The organism is Sphingobacterium sp. SYP-B4668 (assembly GCF_027627455.1).
In the GTDB taxonomy this organism is placed as follows: domain Bacteria; phylum Bacteroidota; class Bacteroidia; order Sphingobacteriales; family Sphingobacteriaceae; genus Sphingobacterium.
Genome location: NZ_CP115483.1, coordinates 1097710 through 1120939 on the forward strand (window position 1 = coordinate 1097710; position 23230 = coordinate 1120939).

At 38.2% G+C, this 23230-nt stretch carries 22 protein-coding genes; 16 read left to right on the plus strand and 6 right to left on the minus strand.

Annotated elements, in window-relative coordinates; translation table 11 throughout:
* Position 1: 1 nt before the first annotated feature.
* From OQ289_RS04720 to OQ289_RS04740, 5 genes are all read left to right on the plus strand, one after another.
* Entirely contained in the window at positions 2–778 is a 777-nt protein-coding gene (locus OQ289_RS04720) for an ABC transporter ATP-binding protein (protein ID WP_270089631.1), read from the plus strand.
* Between the two features lie 6 nt (positions 779–784).
* On the plus strand, positions 785–1798 hold the full coding sequence (locus OQ289_RS04725; protein ID WP_270089632.1) for an MlaD family protein: 1014 nt from the start codon (positions 785–787) through the stop codon (positions 1796–1798).
* A gap of 186 nt (positions 1799–1984) precedes the next feature.
* Complete coding sequence (locus tag OQ289_RS04730; protein ID WP_033564896.1) at positions 1985–2671, plus strand: RluA family pseudouridine synthase; 687 nt, start codon at positions 1985–1987, stop codon at positions 2669–2671.
* Positions 2672–2816: 145 nt separating this feature from the next.
* Complete coding sequence (locus OQ289_RS04735) at positions 2817–3074, plus strand: hypothetical protein (RefSeq protein ID WP_033564954.1); 258 nt, start codon at positions 2817–2819, stop codon at positions 3072–3074.
* Positions 3075–3088: 14 nt separating this feature from the next.
* The gene (locus tag OQ289_RS04740; protein WP_081981214.1) at positions 3089–3484 is read left to right on the plus strand and encodes a DUF983 domain-containing protein; all 396 of its coding nucleotides are present in this window, start codon (positions 3089–3091) and stop codon (positions 3482–3484) included.
* Positions 3485–3503: 19 nt separating this feature from the next.
* Here OQ289_RS04740 and OQ289_RS04745 read toward each other — a convergent pair whose 3' ends face one another.
* Entirely contained in the window at positions 3504–3788 is a 285-nt protein-coding gene (locus OQ289_RS04745; protein WP_033564898.1) for a DUF4286 family protein, read from the minus strand.
* 104 nt (positions 3789–3892) lie between these two features.
* Between OQ289_RS04745 and OQ289_RS04750 the strand changes: the two genes are divergently transcribed.
* The 9 genes from OQ289_RS04750 to OQ289_RS04790 all read left to right on the plus strand — a co-directional run bounded on the left by OQ289_RS04750 (position 3893) and on the right by OQ289_RS04790 (position 12728).
* Positions 3893–5779: a S9 family peptidase gene (locus OQ289_RS04750; RefSeq protein ID WP_270089633.1), complete on the plus strand. Its 1887-nt coding sequence runs from the start codon at positions 3893–3895 to the stop codon at positions 5777–5779.
* 27 nt (positions 5780–5806) lie between these two features.
* Positions 5807–7468 (plus strand): sensor histidine kinase, encoded by a 1662-nt coding sequence (locus OQ289_RS04755; RefSeq protein WP_270089634.1) that lies wholly within the window; start codon positions 5807–5809, stop codon positions 7466–7468.
* A 16-nt stretch (positions 7469–7484) separates the two neighbouring features.
* Positions 7485–8180, plus strand: a complete 696-nt coding sequence (locus OQ289_RS04760) for a response regulator transcription factor (RefSeq protein ID WP_033564901.1) — start codon at positions 7485–7487, stop codon at positions 8178–8180.
* Between the two features lie 143 nt (positions 8181–8323).
* Positions 8324–8797: a transcription elongation factor GreA gene (gene greA / locus OQ289_RS04765; protein ID WP_033564902.1), complete on the plus strand. Its 474-nt coding sequence runs from the start codon at positions 8324–8326 to the stop codon at positions 8795–8797.
* Positions 8798–8926: 129 nt separating this feature from the next.
* A complete protein-coding gene (locus OQ289_RS04770) occupies positions 8927–9340 on the plus strand; it encodes an HIT family protein (protein WP_033564903.1) in 414 nt (137 codons plus the stop codon).
* A gap of 128 nt (positions 9341–9468) precedes the next feature.
* Complete coding sequence (locus OQ289_RS04775; RefSeq protein WP_270089635.1) at positions 9469–10104, plus strand: DedA family protein; 636 nt, start codon at positions 9469–9471, stop codon at positions 10102–10104.
* 29 nt (positions 10105–10133) lie between these two features.
* Positions 10134–10676 (plus strand): inorganic diphosphatase, encoded by a 543-nt coding sequence (locus OQ289_RS04780; RefSeq protein ID WP_033564905.1) that lies wholly within the window; start codon positions 10134–10136, stop codon positions 10674–10676.
* Positions 10677–10684: 8 nt separating this feature from the next.
* A complete protein-coding gene (locus OQ289_RS04785) occupies positions 10685–11998 on the plus strand; it encodes a hemolysin family protein (RefSeq protein WP_033564906.1) in 1314 nt (437 codons plus the stop codon).
* 16 nt (positions 11999–12014) lie between these two features.
* Positions 12015–12728 (plus strand): 16S rRNA (uracil(1498)-N(3))-methyltransferase, encoded by a 714-nt coding sequence (locus tag OQ289_RS04790; RefSeq protein WP_270089636.1) that lies wholly within the window; start codon positions 12015–12017, stop codon positions 12726–12728.
* 119 nt (positions 12729–12847) lie between these two features.
* On the opposite strand, the gene OQ289_RS04795 is transcribed toward OQ289_RS04790, so the two are convergent.
* The 3 genes from OQ289_RS04795 to OQ289_RS04805 all read right to left on the minus strand — a co-directional run bounded on the left by OQ289_RS04795 (position 12848) and on the right by OQ289_RS04805 (position 15405).
* Positions 12848–13327: a hypothetical protein gene (locus OQ289_RS04795; RefSeq protein WP_270089637.1), complete on the minus strand. Its 480-nt coding sequence runs from the start codon at positions 13325–13327 to the stop codon at positions 12848–12850.
* A 44-nt stretch (positions 13328–13371) separates the two neighbouring features.
* Positions 13372–14694 (minus strand): ABC transporter permease, encoded by a 1323-nt coding sequence (locus OQ289_RS04800; RefSeq protein WP_270089638.1) that lies wholly within the window; start codon positions 14692–14694, stop codon positions 13372–13374.
* A 72-nt stretch (positions 14695–14766) separates the two neighbouring features.
* Complete coding sequence (locus tag OQ289_RS04805; protein WP_270089639.1) at positions 14767–15405, minus strand: ABC transporter ATP-binding protein; 639 nt, start codon at positions 15403–15405, stop codon at positions 14767–14769.
* Positions 15406–15790: 385 nt separating this feature from the next.
* Here OQ289_RS04805 and OQ289_RS04810 point away from each other — a divergent pair, with 385 nt between their 5' ends.
* Entirely contained in the window at positions 15791–18664 is a 2874-nt protein-coding gene (locus tag OQ289_RS04810; RefSeq protein ID WP_270089640.1) for a TonB-dependent receptor, read from the plus strand.
* Between the two features lie 66 nt (positions 18665–18730).
* Positions 18731–20104 (plus strand): hypothetical protein, encoded by a 1374-nt coding sequence (locus tag OQ289_RS04815; protein ID WP_270089641.1) that lies wholly within the window; start codon positions 18731–18733, stop codon positions 20102–20104.
* A gap of 45 nt (positions 20105–20149) precedes the next feature.
* On the opposite strand, the gene OQ289_RS04820 is transcribed toward OQ289_RS04815, so the two are convergent.
* Together OQ289_RS04820 and OQ289_RS04825 are read right to left on the minus strand one after the other, a co-directional pair.
* Positions 20150–21322: a hypothetical protein gene (locus OQ289_RS04820; RefSeq protein WP_270089642.1), complete on the minus strand. Its 1173-nt coding sequence runs from the start codon at positions 21320–21322 to the stop codon at positions 20150–20152.
* 940 nt (positions 21323–22262) lie between these two features.
* On the minus strand, positions 22263–23171 hold the full coding sequence (locus OQ289_RS04825) for a DUF6268 family outer membrane beta-barrel protein (protein WP_270089643.1): 909 nt from the start codon (positions 23169–23171) through the stop codon (positions 22263–22265).
* Between the last annotated feature and the right edge of the window lie 59 nt (positions 23172–23230).

Here is a 23230-nt window from a genome sequence, read left to right on the forward strand (position 1 = left end):
TATGGAAAAGAAGAACGGTTTAGATATAGATTATAACGATGTCGTAATTGATGTCAAAGGCGTCAGTAAGTCATTTGGTGACCTACATGTGTTAAGAGATGTCGATCTACAACTATTTAATCGCGAGAATTTGGTGGTGCTTGGACGTTCAGGAACAGGTAAATCGGTACTTATTAAGTTGATTTCAGGATTATTGACGCCCGATTCTGGCTCCATTCATGTACTTGGTGAGTCCGTTACAGAGCTGAAGGTCAAAGAACTGCAGAAGTTACGTTTGAAAATTGGGTTTTCGTTTCAAAATAGTGCATTATACGATAGTATGACCGTGAGGGAGAATCTTGAATTCCCGTTAGTACGCAATAAGCGAAATTTAACCCGGGCAGAAATTAATGCCGAGGTCGAGGATGTTTTGGAAGGCGTAGGGCTGTCACAAGCTATTAACCAGATGCCTTCGGAGCTATCCGGTGGACAGCGTAAGCGTATCGGTATCGCCCGAACATTGATATTAAGACCCGATATCATGATGTATGATGAACCTACAGCAGGCTTGGATCCCATCACCTGTTTGGATATTAATAAATTAATTAACGAAGTACAAGCGAGGTATAAGACGACCTCTATTATCATTACACACGACTTGGCTTGTGCTAAGACGGTAGGAGATAGGATAGTCATGTTGTTGGACGGAAAGTTTGAGCGACAAGGAACCTTTAATGAAATATTTGACACAGATGACAAACGCGTAAAAGCGTTTTATGATTACAATTTTATAGTATAAAAGAATATGAGCGCAGCAGACAATAAACGCACATTGGTTGTAGGTCTATTTGTATTTATCGGATTGATTATTTTGATAGCCGGTATTTTAACATTAGGTGGCCAGCAAAAGAAGTTTACAAAAACACTCACCGTCACTACTGAATTTGAAGACGTTAAAGGTCTTAAAGTCGGGAACAACGTTTGGTTTTCGGGAGTCAAGGTCGGTATTGTCAAAGATATCTCCTTTGAAAGCATCAGGTTTGTCAAGGTGGTGATGAGCATTGAGGCAAAGTCTAGCGAGTTTATCCGTAAAGATGCGGTTGCTAAACTAGGCTCGGACGGGTTGATTGGTAATTCAATCATTACACTTGTGGGCGGTTCTCAAGCTACAGCATCTATAGAAGATGGCGATGTGTTGATGTCCGCCAAGGGCACAGATATGGAAGCGATGATGGCTACACTTTCTGTTAATAACGATAATTTGGTAGAAATCACTAAGAATTTTGCGATTCTTTCTAAGAATCTTGTAGACGGTAAAGGTATGGTAGGTGCTATGCTTACAGATACTACGATGGTAGTCTCCTTAAGTAAGTCACTAGATCAATTAAATAAATTGATGGCCAATGCAAATCTAGCTTCTGCAAATCTTGCCACAGTGACCAATAAATTGAACAGCAATCAGGGGCTTATCCATGATTTGTCAACCGATACAGCAGTCTTTGCTAGCTTAAGAGAATCTGCAGCCCAATTGCAAGGTGTCACGCAGACAGCTAATGCACTGATGGCTAATTTGAATGAAACTTCGGCCCGTCTCAATGATAAAAATAATGTGGTAGGAGCTCTGACCAATGACCCTGAAGGAGCAGCAGAGATTAAGCAAATCCTTCGTAATCTGAATGTCAGTACTTCCAAGTTAGATCAAAATATGGAGGCCCTGCAACACAATTTCTTATTGCGAGGTTTTTTCAAAAAACAAAAGAAAGAACAGGAAAGGGCTTTGGCCGATAGCTTAAAAGCTGTAGGAACAAATAATAACTAGAGACATAGGAAAATCATTTTTGAAGAAGAGCAATCAGTATGATTGCTCTTCTTGTATTTTTCAGATGTATGTGATGCTCTGAGAATGCTCTTAAAATAGTTTCATCAGCAATAGTACACCTTCAAAGGTTTTATTTATACACAAATTTATCTAAGTTTAAGCTATTTTTGCAGCAAGATTAGGATTATGCAGATTACAGACAAAGACGTTATATACGAAGATAACCATATTATCGCAATCAATAAAAGGGCGGGGGATATTGTTCAGGTCGACGATACTGGTGACAAGTCGTTGGACATGATGGTTAAGGATTATCTGGAACAAAAATATAGTAAACCCAATGCTTTTATCGGCGTTATTCACCGATTAGATCGTCCAGTGAGTGGACTTATTGTATTTGCCAAGACAAGTAAGGGGTTAGATCGGATGAATAAGCTGTTTCATGATCGAGACATACAGAAATCCTATCTTGCAGTGGTACGTACTCAACCACCTCATTTGGCAGGGAAACTCGAAAATTGGTTATTACGGGATCGAAAGAAAATGATTACCAAGGCTTTTAACAGAGAGGTCAAAGGAAGCAGCTATGCCGAGCTAAATTATCAGGTTCTTGGAGAGTTAGAGGGATACTATCTGCTGTTGGTACAGCCCAAAACCGGTAGGACCCATCAAATAAGGGTGCAGTTATCAACCATGGGCTGTCCTATTGTAGGAGATAACAAATATGGCTATCCAAGAGGGAGCCTCCGCAGGAGTATTTGTTTGCACTCAAGAGGGTTGACATTTGAGCATCCTATCAAAGGTGAGGCCATGGCTCTTACGGCAGATTTGCCTGTGGACGGCTTTTGGGAAAAATTTAATACTCTCCTATAAATCCACACTGTTGTACAAATCAAGCCGCCGATAGCTGTACCTCCTAAGAGAGGCTACTTTTAAGGAAGAAATGCTTAACTTTGTAGGCTGAAAGCCGCTTGTATTAAATCGGAAGGCTATTCATCAATCAATAAAAAGTAAACGGATGACAACAATTAAGCGAAATGTAGCTGTGATATTCTGCTCTTTACTATTAGTCGTATCGAATGTAGACGTAACAAATGCACAATGTGCGATGTGCTCGTTGAATGCAGAAAATAGTACTAAAGGAGGTAATACACAAGGGCGGGGGTTGAACAATGGTATTTTTTTCCTACTAGGTGCGCCTTTTATTATTGTCTCAGCTGTAGGTTTTTTATGGTACAAAAAATTCCGTAAAAAAGATGACAAAGTCTATTTATAGTACAAATAGTATTTATGGCTACATCCAAATTTAGTGCTTTAGCACAATCCAAATGCCCGAAATGTAGGATTGGATATGTCTTTGAAGGTCCAGTATATGGTTTTCGTAAGCAAAAGATGAATGAATCGTGTCCACATTGTGGGGTTAAGTTTGAAGTCGAACCTGGTTACTTTTACGCAGCAATGTATGTTAGCTATGCATTTTCGGTAGCAGAGGTTGTGAGCTTGGCCGTTGGTACCTACATGTTGAGCAAGAGTGAGTCACCTTGGGTGTATCTCGGGGTGCTTATATTTACTATTCTCTTGTTTGCTCCCTTTAATTTTAGATATTCACGATTGGTACTTCTTCATTATTTGACGCCAAAAATTTCATACAATCCAAGATATGAAGAAGAGCAGTCAAAGTTATAGGCTCTTGAACAGTATCGTGCTATAGGTATTTCATCACACTATTGAATACAAATGCTCTTCCGTGAAATGAACTGGCGATATACTCTTGGAGAGGAATCAGGTGCTTTTCATTAAACAACTCAATTTCGGATTCATTTTCCACTATTATTTGGATACAGTGTGTGTGACCTTCGTGAGGAGAGTCCAACAATTCCAAAAATTTGGTATTGAATGTCGATTGGCTTAAAATCTCAGCTTTCAACCACTCAACTACGGTTGCGTTAACGGAATCTTCGGTAATGATAGAAACATTATATAAATACATGTTGCAAATGTACCAAACTAATGAATAATTTATGTAAAAATAAGGTTGCATTTCTGCCAGTGTCATTAATAATTTGAATATTTGGAATAGGGGACATTTAGTGTATGGTTAAGATTGTATTATATGCCGTGATAGGCTTGTTGTTGGTTTGTGTTGGTTGTTCCCATCAAGGAGACAACAGTAGGATACCCGTGCAAGATTTCTTTAGCGTACCGGAAAAGAGTAGTTACAAAATTTCTCCTGATGGACAGCAGATTGCTTATCTTGGTTTAGAAAACCACTGCAAGAACATTTTTATTTTGAATTTAGAGGATAAGTCTAAGTCTAAGCAACTTACCTATCAGGCAGATATGAATGTTCAGTACTTCTTCTGGACAGATGATAATCAGATTATTTATTCTAATACTCAATCTTCAGAGGACAGTTTACGATTATACTCCATCAATGTAGCTAGTGAAATCGCTACCCCTTTATTCAAGCCTATCAAGAAAAGATTACGTTGGATTCATCCTATAATCCCTCGAGACAATAGCTTGTTAGCTGCCATTAATGAACGTGACTCATCAGTATTTGATGTTTATAGAGTCTATTTAGATGGTAGACCCAAGGTGCTTTTGGAACATAATCCGGGCAATGTCATCTCTTGGTATGGGTCCACAGATGGACATGTCCGATTGGCCCTAACCAGTGATAGTGTCGAAGAGTCCATTCTGTACAGGCCTGAAGGGACAGGTCCTTTTCGTGAGGTAGTGACCAATAGTATTGAGACTACTGTATTGCCACTAGGATTCAAAAAAGGATCTAATTCTATAGCATATGCACTTTCCAATATTGGGCGAGATAAGCTTACCTTGATTGAATATGATGTTGCCAAAGGTGTGGAAGTAAAAGAACTCTACAGTAATAAAGATGCAGATCTCACATCCAGTGGATATGTAAGTGAGTTGCAGGAGATGATATACACTAGCTATTCCCTAGATAAGGAAAAGCGTTTTTTCTTTAATGATAGAATTAAGCAGATCAATGATCGCATCCAAGCCAAAGTAGATGGTGCTGAGATTGATTTTTTAGATCATGACTCAACGCTAAACCGTTTCATTATTAAAAGTTATACTGATAGAAATCCCGGTGCTATTTACTACTACGATGCAAACGAGGATAAATTACAAAAATTAAACGACTTAAATCCGAAGATTACCTCTCGTCAAATGTCCACAATGGAACCGGTTAGTTACAAGACCAGAGATGGACTGACTATACAAGGGTACCTCACTTATCCCTTAAATACCGACCGAAAGAATCTTCCTGTGATTGTCATTCCACATGATGGGCCCAATGGACGCGTGGATTGGGGATTCCAACCAGAAGCGCAGTTTTTGGCAAATAGGGGATATGCTGTATTTCAAATGAATTACAGAGGTTCGGTAGGCTATGGGAAGGCTTTTTGGGCCTCTGGATTTAAGGAATGGGGTGGGAAAATACAAAATGATATCACCGATGGTGTGATGTGGTTAATCCATGAGGGAATTGCCGATCGAGATAAAATAGCAATCATGGGCTACGGTTTCGGAGGATACTCAGCATTGTATGCTGCTTGTTTTAACTCTTCCTTATATGCATGTGCAATATCGAATTCAGGTTATACCAATCTGTTTACCTATTTTAAGCAGGTGCCCCCTTACTTTAAACCTTACGTACAATTCTATTATCAAGTAATTGGTAATCCTGAGACTGAGTCTGATTTATTTAAGGCAATATCCCCTGTTTTCCATTCGGATAAGGTGAAAATACCAGTTTTTATGGTTCAAGGAGGACGAGATAAATTTAGCTCCGTTAATGATGCCAACCAATTTGTCCAGCGTTTGAAAAACAATAACGTGCCTGTAAGGTATATTGTTAAAGACGAAGAGGGAAAAAGATTCAGGAATGAAGAAAATGTGGTTACCTATTATCAAGAATTGGAGCAGTTCTTGAACAAGTATTTGAAATAATCGAACGATTGGCATAATACACCACCAATGACCACTTCAACAAAGTACACGTATAAAAAGAACATAGGCTTGCTCATTGCGTTTGTGGTGTTTGTCACTATACTTTTTGTTGTATCGGTGTTCTTTGCTCGCACTATGATATCCAATTTTGTAGATAGTGAGTTTTCCAATCGTAAAGTGGAAGTGTATGACAAGTCGTTGGTTCCGTTCAATGACTTCTTTCAAAATCGTATACCCGAGATTTCCTATTATCAAGGTTTTTTGGATACCAATGAAGCTAAAGGTATGATGGACAATGTCCTTCGTAAATACCCCTTTGTTAGGGAAACCATTTTCTACGATATTGCCTTCACGAACGATGTTGAAGAGCCCTATGATATCAAGTTGAATAACCTGTTGATACAGTCCCGCTCGGTGTACTCTTATACGTTAAATGATACCTATCATTTGATATCTAAAAGAATTGGCGGCGATCAGCTTAAAGATTACTATGAGGATTTCAGTACGATGACCATGAAGTTGGGCAATTTCTTAGATCGTGTAAACGAATCAACCAAATTGACGGACAACATGATTTTCAAGATATTCTATGACATGGCTCCAGGCAAAGTCACCTATATGAATATCCCGCGGATTAGCGACTTGGTGTCTTATCGAGATTTGTATAGGGGAGCAATAAAGCAAACGGTGAGCTATGATCAGGATCTTTTTGTTTTTTTTATAGACCCCAAGCGAATTCGAATTACAAATGTCTATCCCAATTTATATGAGCATATAGATGTTGTGCCGTTGGTGAGTGTCAATTTGACTGGGGAGAAACCCTATCTTTATACTGAAGTGTCCTTGCCAGGAGCACTTTCTGACTACAAGATTACTTTTAACTCATCGGAATCTTTTATTAGAAAGGAAACCAACCGTCGTTTTTTACCTGTAGTATTTGGTATATCGATTATCTATTTCATTTTATTACTGATTGCATACCTTATTTATCGGAATGTCATGACCAATGGGAGGTTGTATCGATTACAATACGATTTCATCAATAACCTCACGCATGAGTTCAAAACTCCCGTTAGTGTTATCAAGATTGCAGGCAATAATATCAAAAGTGCAGAAAATATAAGTGAGGATGAACGCATGATGTATGGACGTATCTTGGATCAAGAAGCAGACAAGTTGAATAGTTTGATGAACAAGTTACTGTCCTTTACGCAAATTGAAAATAAATCCATCAAATTTAAACGAGAACGAGTAGATTTAAAAGAATTATGTGAAACATTGTTTTCGGCCACAAAATTGAGTTATCCTGACCTTAAACTTTCGTATAGAATTCAAGTCAAAAATGATATGATAACGGACCCCGTATTGCTGTCGAGTGTTTTTCAGAATTTGATTGATAACGCCTATAAATATTCCAATCCGTCGAACAAAGTTTTAGATGTTGATATCCAACAAAATAAGAAGAATTTTGTTATCATATTTAAGGATGAAGGGATTGGAATAAGTAAGCAGGAGCATAATCATATATTTAAGAAGTTTTATCGAGTAAAAAATCAGTATAATCAACAGGGGAGTATCGGATTGGGGTTGGCATTTTGTAAGGAAATAACTGAATTTATGGGAGGAGAAATCCGTGTTGAAAGTCAGTTAGGAAAAGGTACCACATTTACGCTCACCTTCCCCGTTTAAAAGAATTAGAGAAGATATGCAAAAAGATATTACTATTGCCGTAATAGAAGACGATGAAAACTTACGTTTTTTGGTAAGTCATCGTTTACAATCCGAAAATTATAAGGTCATCCAGGCTGGGAATGGGCTTGATGCTGAAAAATTAATTTTGGATCAAAAACCCGACATTGTATTGTTGGACTGGATGTTGCCTGGGAAAGAAGGAAATGATGTGTGTGTGGATGTTAGGAAGGCTGGCTTCGAAAATATCATTATTATGATGACGGCTAAGTCTCAGGATATCGATAAGATTGATGCATACAGTTTTGGAGTGACCGATTATATCACGAAACCTTTCAATATGGATGTGCTGGTCGCGATGATCGAAAACAAAGTTCGCTTCTTCGTGCCGAAGAACAGTGCCGAGGTATATCATTTTGGAAATACTGAGCATCAGCCCAATGTGCATTCCTTGGTCAGAGACGGTAAGAAAATCGAGCTGACCATTTTGGAAAACAGGATTCTCCTACATTTTCTGCAGAATGTAGGTAAGGAAATTACGCGAGAAGAGTTGATGGAAGTGGTATGGGGATATAGTTCGAATGTCAATACGAGGACATTAGACATGCATGTCGTACGCCTGAGGAAGAAGATAGAACGCAATCCTGACAAACCCCATTATTTGCAGACAGTTAGAGGGTTGGGGTATAAGTTTGTGGATGAAGATGAATAGTATTGGAATTGATAGATAGTTTTTGTTTATTTCAAAACAATCATTATCTTCGTAAAAATAGCAAGACCATATTGTCCGGAAGGCCAGTGTGGTCTTGTCTTTTTATGTTTTTAAAAGTTAGAAAAGTTAAAAGTTAAATAATTATGGCAGAAGTAACTTATTACAACCAAGAGGGGTTAGATAAGCTTAAAGAAGAGCTACATTATCTAAAGACAGAAGGAAGGGCTAACATTGCTAAAGCTATTGCGGAGGCACGTGACAAGGGTGATTTGTCCGAAAATGCAGAGTATGATGCTGCTAAAGAGGCACAGGGACTGCATGAGGCTAAGATTGCTAAACTGGAAGACGTACTATCTAGTGCGAGATTGATTGACGAGTCTAAATTGGATACTTCAAAGGTTTTGGCACTATCCATTGTACGTATCAAAAATAAAAAGAATGGCATGGAGATGACCTATCAGCTCGTTTCGGAGACAGAAGCCGATATGAAATCGGGTAAGATTTCGGTCAAATCTCCAATTGCGCAGGGGCTATTAGGTAAATCCAAAGGAGATGTCGCCACTATCGATGTCCCGGCCGGGAAAATCGAGTTGGAAATCTTGGAGATATCAAGGTAACGATTATAAGAGGTTATGTGCGGTTTTGCCATAACCGCATATAATTTCAATGACATATTTTTGAACGGTCACAATATATTTGTGACCGTTTTTCATATATTTGTCATTGCACATTAATAGATATAGAGTATGTCAACTATTTTTTCAAAGATTGTTGCCGGTGATATCCCCGCTTATAAAGTAGCGGAAAGTATTGATTATTTGGCTTTCTTAGATATCCAACCCTTGACAAAGGGGCACATCTTGGTGATACCGAAGAAAGAGACCGATTATATATTTGATATCGCCGATGACGAATATATGGGACTGTGGGTATTTGCCAAAATTGTCGCTCAAGGTATAAAAAAAGTTTTTCCTTGCCTCAAAGTTGGCGTAGCTGTTGTAGGCCTCGAAGTCAATCACGCACACATCCATTTGATTCCTTTGAATGCAGTGCAGGATATGAACTTTGAAAGGCCCAAATTATCTCTTCCCGCTGAAGAGATGGAGCAAATAGCCACGGAGATAAGAGAAGCTATTGCAGTAGTAACGAATGGTAACTAACATTTAGATTGAAAATTTAACCCCAACGGATGATCTACAGTGTGTCAACTTTGCTTATCGATGAGATACGTTAATGTATTCGATAGCGTTAAAGAAATAGCACTTAGTCCATCCGTATTTTATTTTATATGCAAGATTTGTTAATGTCTTTTCAGCAGTTAATGGATGCCGAACACTTATTGAGTTCTGGCGGTTTCTATTTAGTTGTATTGATTGTTTTTGCCGAGACTGGATTATTTTTTGGATTCTTTCTTCCAGGTGATTACTTATTGTTTTTAGCGGGTTTATTCTGTGCCCTCAATAAAGTTGATGTCAGTATTGAGACCATGTATTTTGGTATCACAGTGGCCGGGATAGCGGGCAATTTTGCAGGCTATTGGTTTGGATATCGAGCCGGTCCGATGCTCTTCAAGCGAAAGGATTCGTGGATATTCAAGCGAAAGTACGTCATTATGGCTGAAGAGTTTTACCAAAAATATGGCGGTACCGCTCTAATAATTGGAAGGTTTGTTCCTATTATTCGTACATTTGCTCCTATATTTGCTGGGGTGGTGAAGTTGGATTTTAAAAAGTTTGTCGTGTACAATGTATTCGGAGCCTTTTTATGGGTCTCTCTTCTGACGTTGTCCGGCTATTTTTTAGGCGTAAAGTTTCCCGGGATAATCAACTATGTCGAGTATATCATCGTAGGTTTGATTGTTATTGCGTTTCTTCCCATTATAATAGCCTTGATTAAACGTGCGATTACAAACAAGAAAAAATAAAACAACAGATAAACAGTAATTATTATTAAATGAGTACACAAAATCCTTGGCACCAGGTCTCCCCTGGAAGTAATATGCCAGAATCAGTCAATGCAATTATAGAAATATCTAACGGATCCAAAGGGAAATACGAACTTGATAAAGAGAGTGGACTCCTATTATTAGACCGTGTCATGAGTTCTGCAGTCACCTATCCAGCCAACTATGGATTTATTCCTCAAACATATTGTGATGACAACGATCCACTGGATATCTTAGTCATCTGTTCGGTTGATATCATGCCGATGAGTCTTGTTGAGGCTAAGATTATTGGTGTCATGAATATGGTTGACGGCGGTGAGCAGGACGACAAGATTATTGCCGTAGCTAAGAATGACCCCGTTATGAACTATATTAACAATATCGAAGAATTACCTCCTCATACCATGAAGGAAATTGTTCAATTCTTTGAGACCTACAAAGCATTGGAGAATAAGCAAGTACTTGTAGAAGGTGTTCAAGGGCGCGAAAGAGCGAAGGAGATTTTATTGGAAAGCCTCGAATTGTACAAGCAAACATTTGTTAACAAATAAATCATATAATGGCGCTGGACGTTTTTTGGACCCTTTTGTTAGTACTTGCTAATGGTTTTTTTGTGGCTGCCGAATTTGCCATCGTAAAAGTTCGGGCTTCTCAAATAGAACTACAAGCCAAATCAGGAAGTAAGGTAGCAAAAATAGCTAAAAATATTACAGACCATTTAGACGGATACCTAGCTGCAACACAGCTAGGTATTACGTTAGCATCCCTAGGACTAGGTTGGGTCGGCGAGGCTGTAATGACACAAATTGTCCATCAGTTTTTTGGATTCTTCAACGTTGAGCTTTCTGGAAAAATCGCAACAAATCTAGGACATGTGCTGGCATTCAGTATCATTACTGTGATGCATATTGTTTTCGGTGAACTTGCGCCTAAGTCCATCGCTATTCAAAGACCAGTCGCTACCACAATGAAAATTGCTCTTCCTTTGCAATTTTTCTATTTAATTTTTAGACCTATCATCTGGGTATTGAATGGTTTTGCCAATTTAATCTTACGAGGCCTAGGTTTTCAAGTCAATGTCGGAGAGTCTCACCACTCATCAGAAGAGCTCCAATATCTATTGGACAAAGGAAAGGAAAGCGGAGCGTTGGATATCTCCGAACACGAACTGATTAAGAATGTGTTTGATTTCAATGAGCGTATTGTCAAGAATATTATGGTGCCGCGCACCAAAATTGTCGCCATTGACAAGGATGCAACCGCAGACGAATTTATCAATACGGTCATGGAAGAGGGCTATTCTCGGATACCTATTTATGATGACAATATCGATCAAATCATAGGGATTGTACATACCAAGGATATTCTACCCATTATTGTCAAAGGAAAAGAGGTGGTTTTGAAGAATATCATGCGTAAGCCTTACTTCATACCAGAGACCAAGAAGATCAACGACCTAATGGCTGAATTTCAGCTAAAACGTATTCAGATAGCCATTGTGCTGGATGAATTTGGTGGAACAGCCGGGATGGTCACCTTAGAGGATATTGTCGAAGAGCTTGTCGGAGAGATTCAGGATGAATATGATGAGGAGACTCCTGTCGTAGAACGAATTTCGGAGACAGAATATATGGTGGATGCTGGAGCCAGCGTACACGATGTCAATGGTTACTTACCTTTAGAGTTGCCAGAGAGTTCTGACTATGACACCATAGCAGGCTTGGTTAGCGATTTATTCGACAAGATACCGGAGGTAGGAGAATATAAAGAAGTCTATGGCTATACTTTTACAATCATGAAGAAAACCCAACAAAACATCGAATTTGTTAAGTTGGAGATGATAGAGACGCCTAATGACGATAACGAAGAATAGCTAATCCGTTTTCGATATGCAACTTTTCTTTACCCCAGATGTCAATCCAGATGCTGTTGTTTATACCTTGAACGAAGAGGAGAGCAAACATGCCATACGTGTGCTTCGTTTGGTTGTTAAGGATCAGCTTCATCTTATTGACGGTCAAGGTAACCTATTTTTGGCGGAGATTATTGATGCCCATCCCAAACGGACCGAGCTTCGACTCTTGGAGGTTCAACGCGAGTTTCAGAAACCCTCTTATCGTCTTCATATTGCTATAGCACCTACCAAGAATATCGATCGAGTGGAATGGTTCCTTGAAAAGGCTACCGAAGTTGGCATTCATGAAATAACACCGATTATAAGCGAACATTCTGAACGAAAAGAGGTAAAATTGGAACGATTGAATAAAGTAATCGTGTCAGCGATGAAGCAATCTTATAAAGCATACTTGCCGCAATTGAATCCCGCGATTTCGTTCTCGCAATTTCTAAAGAAAATGGAGCAAGATTCAGCTACTAAAGCAATTGCACATTGCGAAGAGACCGATAAAAAGTATTTGAATCAAATTTTTGAAGCCAATGGAAACTATCTGCTATTGATTGGTCCTGAAGGAGATTTTTCAAAAGATGAAATTGCTCAAGCCTTGGATGCGGGATATGCGCCAGTTTCATTAGGCGAGGCTCGTCTAAGGACAGAGACCGCGGCACTAGCATCTTGCGTAGAGGTCGCACTGCTCAATCGTTAAGATAAATGGACGAACAAATCAGCCAGCTCAATAACACCTAACACTGATTTTCAACTACTAATGTCTGGCCTCCAACGTTATGACCTAGTTTTGGGTATCTAATTACTAACTACTCAATACTATTTAATCAAAACTGCATCAACGATTTGAATCTCTGAATTGCCTTCCAAAGGTTTAGGATTGAACTTCATCTTTCCTTTCACTTTTATTGGTTCATCGGTGAATTTGACTGAACCATCCTTCATGAATATTTCTACCATCGGCGGAATTCCATTTGTTCCGCAAAATTGACATTGCATGACCGGTAATACCGATAGCATGAATACCTTGTGATTGCGTCCGCTATTCAAGGGGACCAGATATCCTGGCAATGTGACGACTTTATCTTCGAGCGCCTTAAGTGGAGGTGGGTAGGAGGGAGTATAGATTTTTTTGCTTCCTTCGTATGTAACCTTGTACATCATCTTGTCAATTGCTTCCCAGGTACTATTCATCATAGGGGTATGATCTGGTACCCCTGGATCTCTGTTCCCAATTTGCGCATTTGCTATTCCCGATATTGTCAATAAGAATAAGGTGACGATTAGATATCTGTTCATATGTTATGTGTTTTTTTAATTCGACGAGATTGTATGCCTCGTTGTTACTTGTCAGCAAGAATAGTCGATATAGTTGTCTTGTATGCCTTCAATGAGGGGACCAAGGCTGCTAATAGTCCAGTCAAACAAGCAAGTGCCAATATGCCGAGTTCGGTCGGTTGAAGTTGGAAAGCCTGAATAAAATCTGTGCTTTGTCCAGTTTGTTGGCTAATCAGAAAGAGAGCTATATGTCCTAATATTAGTCCCAGTAAACCCCCAAAGAAGGTGATTAGAAAACCTTCTAGGAGTACCATGGTAAAGAGTTTTTGTTTTGAAGCTCCCAATGTGCGCATGACAGCCAAATCGTATTTACGACTTTTTAGTGCATTGTATAAGCTTATAAATACACTGAATCCAGCCATAAGCATAATAATATAGGCCAAAATGGTAAGCGAATCTATACCTACGCCGAGTAAGCTGAATAAACGTGCACTTTCTATAGCTGGAGAGGCTGCTTGCATAGAGGTACTTTGGTTAACCATCTTTGGCAACATCCCTATTGCTGCAGGTGATTGATATTGAATAAGCATTGCCGTTATTTCTTCACCATGGTCTTCAATCAACTCCTGTCCAATGTTCTTGACATATTCTTCCTGTATATGGTTATGCTCTTCTTCGTGGTGTTCTTCGCCATGGTGGTGTTGGTGGGCGTCTAACTGTTCTTCCGTCGCTTCTTTTTCATGACGATGTTCAGCCGCCTCATGACCATGTGCGATTCCGTGTACATCCCACACACTCTCTAAATTGCAAAGAATCAGATTGTCCGTGACGTTATTGTTCTTTTTTAGAATACCAGTTACGATAAAAGGATGATGGTGGTGGTCGTCCGCACTCTCGGTTAGCCCATGTGAACTATTGATTTGATCTCCGATTTTTAAGCCTCTTTTTCTCGCCACTTCAGCGCCAACTACGATTTCAAAAGGCTTGTTAAACAGCTTCCCTTCACTGACTGTCGTATTATATAGTGTGAGGAAGTCTGCAGTGGTGCCTACTATGCGGTGGCCTTTGTAATTGTCTCCTAGCGATAATGGTACTGCCAACTTTACAAAGGGATTGTCCTTAAGCTGATTCGCTTCCGAGAGTGGTATATTGCCAGTAGGATTGTCTACATGGTACACTGCGCTTAGGATTAACTGAAGCGGGCTGCCTTTGGCGCCCACTACCAGGTCTATGTTTTTACTATTGCTGTCAAGCTGTTTTTCAAAGCTATCGCCGGTCACATATAGTACACACAGGATAGCCGCACCAAAGGCTGTTAATATGATGCTCAATAAAGTAGAGCCTAGTTGTCTAGTGATATTCTTCCAAACAATCTGTAGTGTATTCATGTCTTGTAAACTTTAACTTAGATAATTGCTTGGTACCTATGGATACCAAACTGACTTTTTGATACCTACTGCCTACTTCAAGTGATAGGTATGTGTAAATTGATCTTTAATACGTTTGTCGTGTGTAGCAATCAACAGGGTGGATCCGTACTGATTGGCTATACTCGTTAACAGTTGGAGCACTCTTTCAGTGTTGTTGTCATCTAACGAAGCTGTAGGCTCATCAGCAATCAATAAGAGCGGCTTGTTGATCAATGCTCTTGCTATTGCTGCTCTTTGTTTCTGTCCGCGACTCAGCTCATTGGGGTGCGCTTTCGCTTTATCCCTCAGTTGAAGTTGTTCCAGTATATTTAAGATAGATTTTTCGTCTACTGATAGTTTGGCTAGACTTTGTGCTAGCTTGATATTTTCTAGCAAGGTAAGGTTCTTGAGGAGATGTGCCTCCTGAAATATAAAGCCTATATGCCGAGCTCTGAAGGCATCCAGCTTGCTGGAGTTGAGTGCATAAATAGATTGTCCATGGATATCAATTGTTCCGCTCAAGGGAAGGGATAATCCAGCTAGAAGTTGAAGCAAGGTCGTCTTGCCACTTCCTGAATCTCCTAGTAGCAAGGTATGTTGGCCTTTGTTTATTTCAATATTGGGGAAAAGTAAGGACGTACCATTTTGATATCGGAAAGATAAGTCGTTAGCTTTTAGAATGTAATCCATATGGCTAAGAAATTTATATACATTATAATACCCTAAACTTAGATAATCTTGCTTAGAAATGCAATTATAATGGCATTTACAGGTAAGTAGTTACATCCTTTGTCATCGTAGGGAACATAAATCTAAAGTGGAAAATTAGTCTTATTCTCGAATAAAAGCGAATATGTACAAGATTATTACATCTAGTGTTTGGATAGTGTTAATGTCGCTTTTCTTAACATATACTTTTCAAAACCATTAAAATTCATTGCTGAATAGCTACTTATGTTCGTCCATTAGGTGTTGTTAATAATTTATTAACAACCAATTGATGTAATAGTAATTTGTTGTTAACACAATGCTAATACTGCGGTAATAGTTTTGCAGAAACAAAAAACTCAAAGAATTGAAATCGCAATTAAAACTCAAAAATGCCCTGTTGACATTACTTCTTTTTGTATTGACGACAACAGCTTTTTCTCAAGAAAGTGGAAAAGTAACTGGTAAAGTCATTAATAGTAAAACAAACGAACCTATCGTTGGATTGACGGTCAAAGTATTGGGAACTTCTAGGGGGGGGAGTTCTGATGTTTCCGGTATATACAATATTCCTGGATTACCTGTCGGCAAGCACACATTAGAATTTAGTTATGTGGGCTATTCAACCAAACAGATTACTGATGTTGAGATTAAGGACAAGGAAGTGACTACTTTAGATGTACTGATGGACAATTCAGAAGGAACGATGTTAGATCAGGTTGTGGTGACGGGGTCATTTAAAAAAGAGTCTATAAATGCTCTTTATGCACAACAAAAGAATAGCATAGCGATTTCAGATGGTATTTCAGCCGAAATCATCAAGAAGACACCAGATAAAAACACAGGCGAGGTATTAAAGCGAGTAAGTGGCGCTAGTGTCCAAGATAATAAGTTCATTATCATCCGCGGATTAAGTGATCGCTACAATGCGGCTTTGTTGAACAATAGTCCACTTCCTAGTACAGAGGCAGATCGCAAAGCATTTTCATTCGATATTATTCCCTCTTCTTTGATAGATAATATCGTTATTAGTAAAACAGCAACAGCAGACTTACCTGGTGACTTAACAGGCGGAGCAGTAAACGTTAAAACCAAAGATTTCCCGGATAGAAAAACTATTGAATTTAATGTTGGACTAGGTTATAATTCATTGAGTACATTCAAGAATTTTCTTGGTAATAAAAGAACGACCGGTAATTATTTTGGCGCCTTAAATCCAGAGAACAAGTTGCCAAGCAATTTTCCATCTTCGTTTAGTGATTATTCTAAATTGAATTCTGCGGAAAAGGTAAATTTTTCAAAAGAATTTAAAAATACCTGGGTTACAGAGAAATTAGGTAAAGCACTCCCTACTCAAAGCGCGCAAGCTCTATTTGGAAATACCTATATGCTTAAGAATGAAGGAAAGCTAGGAGTAATAGGCTCTATTTCTTATAGAAATTCTGAAACAATTTCTCCTGAAATCCGCAATGACTATAATTCCATCGATCAAGGGAAAGATAGTTATATCTTCAAGTACAATGACACCTATTATAGATTCAATTCGAATGTAGGGGCGCTTGGTAATATCTCTTATCTAAATGACAATCTGAAGCTTTCTTGGAAAAACATATTTAATCAAGGTTTAGAGCAGAGCTATACAGACAGAGAAGGTGAGTTTGATGATGGTGGAATTGAGCTAAGAAAGGTAACCCTATTAGAGACAGTTCAGAAGAGAATGTTTAATTCGGTATTGGATGGTGAGTATCTTTTGAATAATGAGAAGCAGTCTAAATTATCTTGGAATTTCTCATATAGCAATGTTAATGTGGATCAACCCGATTTGCGACGTACAATTTACAGTAAGAAACTTGATCCGAATAATCCCGATAGACCTTATCAAATTAGTGTAGGTACTAGTCCATCTCCCTCTGGTGCCGGAAGATTCTATAGTAATCTAAATGAAAATATTTACAGTGGAGGTTTGAATTGGTCTTACGGATTGAAATTATTGGGTCAGGAACAAACATTAAAAGTAGGCGTATTAAAACAATACAAAAAACGCAACGTGGACGCACGCGTTTTAGCCTATAGAGATGCAACTGAGACGTTCTCAGATCAAGAGGCCTTGTTGTCGATGACGCTAGAAGATATCTTTTCCCCTGAAAATATGGCGTCAAATCGGATTTATTTAGAAGATATTACCAATCCAGACAACGCGTATGAAGGTGCTGGAGATTTAAATGCGGGGTTTATGATGGTTTCAGGGAAGGTTGCAGAGCGGTTGAAAGCGAGTGTCGGTGTGCGCTATGAAAATTATAAAGAGACATTACTAACAGGAGCTTTAAATTCTGGTGAAAATAATAATGTAAACAATACTTATAATGACTTTTTACCCTCTCTAAATCTAACGTATGAATTAAACCCTAAGACAAACCTAAGATTTAGTTATTCGAATACTTTAGCCCGAGCACAATTTCGAGAACTAGCATCATTTTCTTTCTATGATTTTGTGACTGGCATCACGAAAAAGGGAAATCCAGATGTGAAAAGGACTAGAATTTCAAATTTTGACCTGAGATATGAATTTTATCCAAGTTTAGGGAAATTGATTTCGGTTTCTGCGTTCTACAAGGACCTAAAGGATCCTATTGAATCTAACATCATAGCAGGTTCCTCTCCAGCTAGCAAATTGATGTCTTATGTTAATGCTCCAAAAGCATACATAATGGGGGGAGAGTTAGAAGTTCGTCATGATTTTGGATTTATTAACCAAGATGTTGATTTTTTCAAAAACCTCGTATTCAGCGCAAATGCCGCGGTAATAAAATCCGAAGTGAACTTTGAAAATACACAGCCTACTATGGAAAATAAAAGAGCGCTGTATGGACAATCACCCTTCTTATTAAATTTTGGTTTACAGTATTCTTCAGCAAAAGGTTGGGAAGCAAATGCATTTTTTAATAGGATTGGAAGACGGATTGACGTTGTCGGGTTTGGTAGATATGAAAACAGCAATTTCATCAATGAATATTCAGATATCTTCGAAGCCCCACGAAGTGTTTTAGATATACAAGTCGCTAAGAAGTTGATTTCGAATAAAGCTGAATTGAAGTTAAACGTCGGCAATATCTTGGATACGAAGTCAATTTTTTATCAAGATGTAGACGATAGTGGTAAATATAATGCAAATAACGACCGCTTAATGAATTCGGTAAACTACGGCAGGAATTTTTCTCTTTCATTTGGCTACAGGTTTTAAACATTAGATAAACATTGCTTAACATTAAGGTTAAGTGCAATAGATAATTTTACAAAAAAACAGATTATGAAATTCATCAAAACAACAAAATGGTTTGCTTATTTAATAATTGCAACCTCATTAACAATTGTAAGTTGTAGTGACAGTGATAAACCTACACCTCCTACTCCAGAGCCTGGAGATAGAGAGCAAGTTGTGTTGGAAGGAAAGATATCCAATGCAAAAGTTTTGGATGCCAACAAAACATATTTATTGAAAGGATATGTACAAGTAATGGACGGTGGGACATTGGAAATTCCTGCGGGAACTATAATAAAGGGAGAGAAGGCTTCTAAAGCTGCGTTAATTGTTGAAAGAGGAGGAAAGATTAAAGCCAATGGAACAGCTACTAATCCAATTGTCTTCACATCAGATCAGGCAGATGGCAGTCGTAAAGAAGGCGACTGGGCTGGTATAATTATTTGCGGAAAATCAAAGGTGAATTCTGCAGATGGTACTGCTCAATATGAAAGTGGTGTTCTTGGAGCATCAGTTGCAAACTATGGCGGTGGAGCGACCCCGATATTGGATGACAATTCAGGGGAGTTGAGTTATGCCCGCATCGAATTTGCAGGTAATGCAATTCAAACAGATAAAGAGATTAATGGCTTGACTTTATGCGCTGTAGGTTCTGGAACAAAAGTTCATCATATTCAAGTATCTTACGGAGGTGATGATTCGTTTGAATTTTTTGGAGGTACGGTGAATGCGACTCATCTAATCGCTTACCGAGGAACTGATGATGATTTTGATTTTGATCAAGGCTACACAGGTAGTATTCAATACGGTATATCTATAAAAGATCCGATTATTGCGGATGGAGCTGGTACATCTAGAGGAATTGAGTTAGAAAATAAGGGAGCGGTTGCAAATAATCTGTACACTCGTCCCGTACTATCTAATTTTACTTTCATTGGTCCTGGAAAAGAGAGCAATTCGAAACATGGTGCAGGTATACATTTCGGATTAAGCAGCCGTATGGTTTTGGCAAATTCGATTATCGTAGGAGCAAAAACATATGCGGTAGAGTTTAATTCAGATTTTCCTGCAGCGGAGTTGAAAGCAGGTCGTTCTATACTTTCGAATAATATGATATTTGGAAACGATGGAAACTTCAGTTTGAAGGATGTAACAAGTTTTGCTAATGTCGATGCGGTCACTACATTCTTAAATGACTTAGGAGTATTCTCAGTTGCTAGTGTGGATGCTGCTGGTCTTAATAATACGGGTATTGCAACAATAGACCTATTACTTAAATCCACCTCGCCAGCGTTGAATAAAGCTAAGTACGAAGGAGATTTAGCTTCAGGTTTTGTAAAAGAGACATTTATAGGTGCTATGGGTGCTACAGATTGGACTAAAGGTTGGGCTAGCTGGACTCCAAAGACTAATAAATATTAAAAACTAATTCTTAGCGGAGACCATTTCTTGTCGGAATGGTCTTTGCTATTTAGGCTCATAATGGTAAACGATTTCAAATTGTTGATCCTTTAGATTGTTCGAAAGTTCACCTATTCTCAGATTCTGTTGCTGGGGTGTTGGTTCGCAGATAGAATAATATTTTCCATTAAAAAGAATAGCGTCCCCTATCGGTTTCTCAAATTGAACAGCCATCGTGATATGAGTTGGGTAAAGAAGCGTAATCATAGGTAGATTATATATTTCCTTTACCAGATAGAAGAATAGTGCAGCTCGATCATCGCAGTCACTGTATTGATTTAATAAAGTCTGTTCTGGTGATAGTCTTTTTTCTTTTCCGAAGTTATCCTCGTCATTTTCATATAGAAAAGCATATCGTGTAAATCTCATTAGGTAATCAACACCATTTTTTTGCGCCATTTTCTTCACATTTTCCTTTAAAACGGGAATCAGTGATTGATAAGTTGCTTTACTTAAAGGGATGTTGAAGTAACTTTCAAAGTCTACCCCTGGATAGTTTGCAAATATATCGCTAATGTCATTGTTTAGTTTTATTTTAAAGTGATAGGCTTTGCTTTTGTATTTAAATTTAAGTTGTCTCTCTACATATCGATCAGGTTTAAAGTCAGGTATCCGAGTCACTTTATAACTAAATGCCTTGTGCGCATTTGGTACATTGATATCAACGGGTTTGTAGGCGCCGTTTCCATTAAAGAGCTTTCCATAATCATGGTAGTTGAGACACATATATTTATGTTCCTTTAAATTGAAGAATGGAATGTCTGAGATATCTTCCTCATTTCTAATATAAAAAATAATCTGATTGTCTCCAGTGGCTAGTCTTGCATCGTAACCTGACTTGACCATCAAAAACCATTTATAAAGTGTATATCGAGCGTAGTTGTCGGACTTGGCACTTAGCTGTTGTGCCGTCTTTCGGATTAATTGGTAATAGAGCCAGTCATTTAGTTCATACTTTTCCTTGTAGTCTAATAGGCTATCTATCAAAGGCTGATAATTGCTTTTGTCGATTATATCATAAAATTCAAGAATTGATGAGGACGAGAGACTGTCGTCAAAAGCTATATTAATGGAGGGGTCTTCTATGAAATTAAAAGCTCCCTCATAGAATTCAAAACTAGTCGTTTGAGCAATTGTCTTATGAACGGACAATGTCATTATGAGTACTAAACTCACCATATAGACGATATGTTTGACTGGGCTTCGCATCTCCAATTAACAATTGCATAACTTTTTGTTTATATAAATTTAACATATATGGCTGGTATAGTTAATATTTCTTTTGTCATATTTTTTTGTAAAATATAGAAATAGCTTGTACATCATAATCTGATGATTCTAAGCATGCAATTAAAAACTTTTATATCACTTGGCTTGGATGCTCAGAAGTCACAACTTTAGTATTAAAATTACGAAGTGATAACTATCCATTTTTGTTTGATGCAAAATATGAAAAGAATGGAAACGGATCCAAGCAGCCCTAAGAGAGGCGTACGGATACAGGGAGTATAAGAAAAAAACTTCTTTTGCGGCGAGTATCGCCCATTTCTTTCCCAAACTCCTTCCGATTTATTGTCATATGAGTTTTCTCGGTAAAGGTTACAGAATAGAAAAGTCTTCAGATAGACTAAATTAAGGTCAAATTATGGATTAACGGGGTATTTACATAGGGATAGCATAGCCTTAACATAGCCTTAGCATAGCTATTGGCTATACTAAGGCTATCTAAAAGATAGCTAAATAGTGCATTAGTAGTGAATTTAGTGTAAACCAAGTCTCAGCTTATTCCAAACCAAAATATTGAAACGCTTAAAAGCTGAAACGAGCAGCTATCATTTTTAGATAAATTATTCCATTTTGCACAAGCAGACGGCTCTAGATAGTTTTATTTAATTTGGGATGATAGTATCTCAAAGCCAATTAATGAAATGCCAAGTTTGGTAACGTCATCGATGATGTTACCACATCTTAGCTCTCAGATTATAATGAATCTTTCCTATAGGGGATAAGTCCATAGAGTCAGCCTTTTTATAAGTAATTTAACGAGGTCAATTTGATTAATTGATCTCTAGCTCCTTAAATGGATCTGAAGGATTAAGGAGCTTTAAATTATGTCTATTTAAAATTTCATTTTTAAACCGACCGAGCCATAAGGAGATGCCTGGAAATAATGTTCCTTTTCTTGAAATATACTTTTTAACTTTCTATCCGTTATCTGTGTTGGCCGCCACACATTCATACCAGCTGTAATTGGAATTGAAATCGTTTTTCCAATCTTTATTTCTGGACGGAAACCTGTAACTAAATACATATGAGAGAATATTTTATCCTTTCCTTCCTGTTTCAATAATGCTGTCTGTCCGTTCATTTCGGCAATGATACTGAGGCGCAGATTTCTGTGCATATTGTATCCTACAGACATTTCCAATCCTTTCATAAGAGCAATCCTAACATCATATTTGCCCTCCGTACGCCAGTTAAGATAGAAAGCCGGGAATACCATTGGAAAACCAAAAGAATTGTTTAATGCGAGGCCTCCGCCCAAATCCAGATTTGGTCTTAAGTGGCGAATGAATACGATTCCAGCACTTCCAAGTAGATTGTTAAGTTCCATTTGAGAGAAATCGGTACTTGGCATATATATCCCTCCTCCGACAGAGGCAACCATGGACCACCTATCATTTAAAGGTCTGACATGATTTAAGCTAATGCCAATATTCATAATCTTGTCGATCACGAGTGGCTCTGTGAAATTTTCGTTGTCGAGTTTGGCATATGCTAAGCCTGCATTGATTGCCCATAGAGTGGGACGTTTGAGTTCATTCAACTTTAAAGATAGGGGGATGTTGATGTCAGCCTGATGGACCTTCGCCGATCCCTTACTATTTCCGACTTTTTCATTCGTTTCACCTTTTGTAACGCGATAGCTTGACTTTCCTAAATATTCAGATTTTAATTCAACTTGGATTTGAGCATGTACATCTAGATATGTTCCAATTGCAAGCACAAAAAATAGTAACTTCTTCATTTTAAAAAATAATAATTTGCTGTGTGTATTTCAGTTATGACAATCAGAAATGCCGATAC

Bases quoted from the DNA above. Each gene is read 5' to 3' on its own strand.
- OQ289_RS04720 (WP_270089631.1), top strand. From the start codon at position 2: ATGGAAAAGAAGAACGGTTTAGATATAGATTATAACGATGTCGTAATT.
- OQ289_RS04725 (WP_270089632.1), top strand. From the start codon at position 785: ATGAGCGCAGCAGACAATAAACGCACATTGGTTGTAGGTCTATTTGTA.
- OQ289_RS04730 (WP_033564896.1), top strand. From the start codon at position 1,985: ATGCAGATTACAGACAAAGACGTTATATACGAAGATAACCATATTATC.
- OQ289_RS04735 (WP_033564954.1), top strand. From the start codon at position 2,817: ATGACAACAATTAAGCGAAATGTAGCTGTGATATTCTGCTCTTTACTA.
- OQ289_RS04740 (WP_081981214.1), top strand. From the start codon at position 3,089: ATGGCTACATCCAAATTTAGTGCTTTAGCACAATCCAAATGCCCGAAA.
- OQ289_RS04745 (WP_033564898.1), bottom strand. From the start codon at position 3,788: ATGTATTTATATAATGTTTCTATCATTACCGAAGATTCCGTTAACGCA.
- OQ289_RS04750 (WP_270089633.1), top strand. From the start codon at position 3,893: ATGGTTAAGATTGTATTATATGCCGTGATAGGCTTGTTGTTGGTTTGT.
- OQ289_RS04755 (WP_270089634.1), top strand. From the start codon at position 5,807: ATGACCACTTCAACAAAGTACACGTATAAAAAGAACATAGGCTTGCTC.
- OQ289_RS04760 (WP_033564901.1), top strand. From the start codon at position 7,485: ATGCAAAAAGATATTACTATTGCCGTAATAGAAGACGATGAAAACTTA.
- greA (WP_033564902.1), top strand. From the start codon at position 8,324: ATGGCAGAAGTAACTTATTACAACCAAGAGGGGTTAGATAAGCTTAAA.
- OQ289_RS04770 (WP_033564903.1), top strand. From the start codon at position 8,927: ATGTCAACTATTTTTTCAAAGATTGTTGCCGGTGATATCCCCGCTTAT.
- OQ289_RS04775 (WP_270089635.1), top strand. From the start codon at position 9,469: ATGCAAGATTTGTTAATGTCTTTTCAGCAGTTAATGGATGCCGAACAC.
- OQ289_RS04780 (WP_033564905.1), top strand. From the start codon at position 10,134: ATGAGTACACAAAATCCTTGGCACCAGGTCTCCCCTGGAAGTAATATG.
- OQ289_RS04785 (WP_033564906.1), top strand. From the start codon at position 10,685: ATGGCGCTGGACGTTTTTTGGACCCTTTTGTTAGTACTTGCTAATGGT.
- OQ289_RS04790 (WP_270089636.1), top strand. From the start codon at position 12,015: ATGCAACTTTTCTTTACCCCAGATGTCAATCCAGATGCTGTTGTTTAT.
- OQ289_RS04795 (WP_270089637.1), bottom strand. From the start codon at position 13,327: ATGAACAGATATCTAATCGTCACCTTATTCTTATTGACAATATCGGGA.
- OQ289_RS04800 (WP_270089638.1), bottom strand. From the start codon at position 14,694: ATGAATACACTACAGATTGTTTGGAAGAATATCACTAGACAACTAGGC.
- OQ289_RS04805 (WP_270089639.1), bottom strand. From the start codon at position 15,405: ATGGATTACATTCTAAAAGCTAACGACTTATCTTTCCGATATCAAAAT.
- OQ289_RS04815 (WP_270089641.1), top strand. From the start codon at position 18,731: ATGAAATTCATCAAAACAACAAAATGGTTTGCTTATTTAATAATTGCA.
- OQ289_RS04820 (WP_270089642.1), bottom strand. From the start codon at position 21,322: ATGGTGAGTTTAGTACTCATAATGACATTGTCCGTTCATAAGACAATT.
- OQ289_RS04825 (WP_270089643.1), bottom strand. From the start codon at position 23,171: ATGAAGAAGTTACTATTTTTTGTGCTTGCAATTGGAACATATCTAGAT.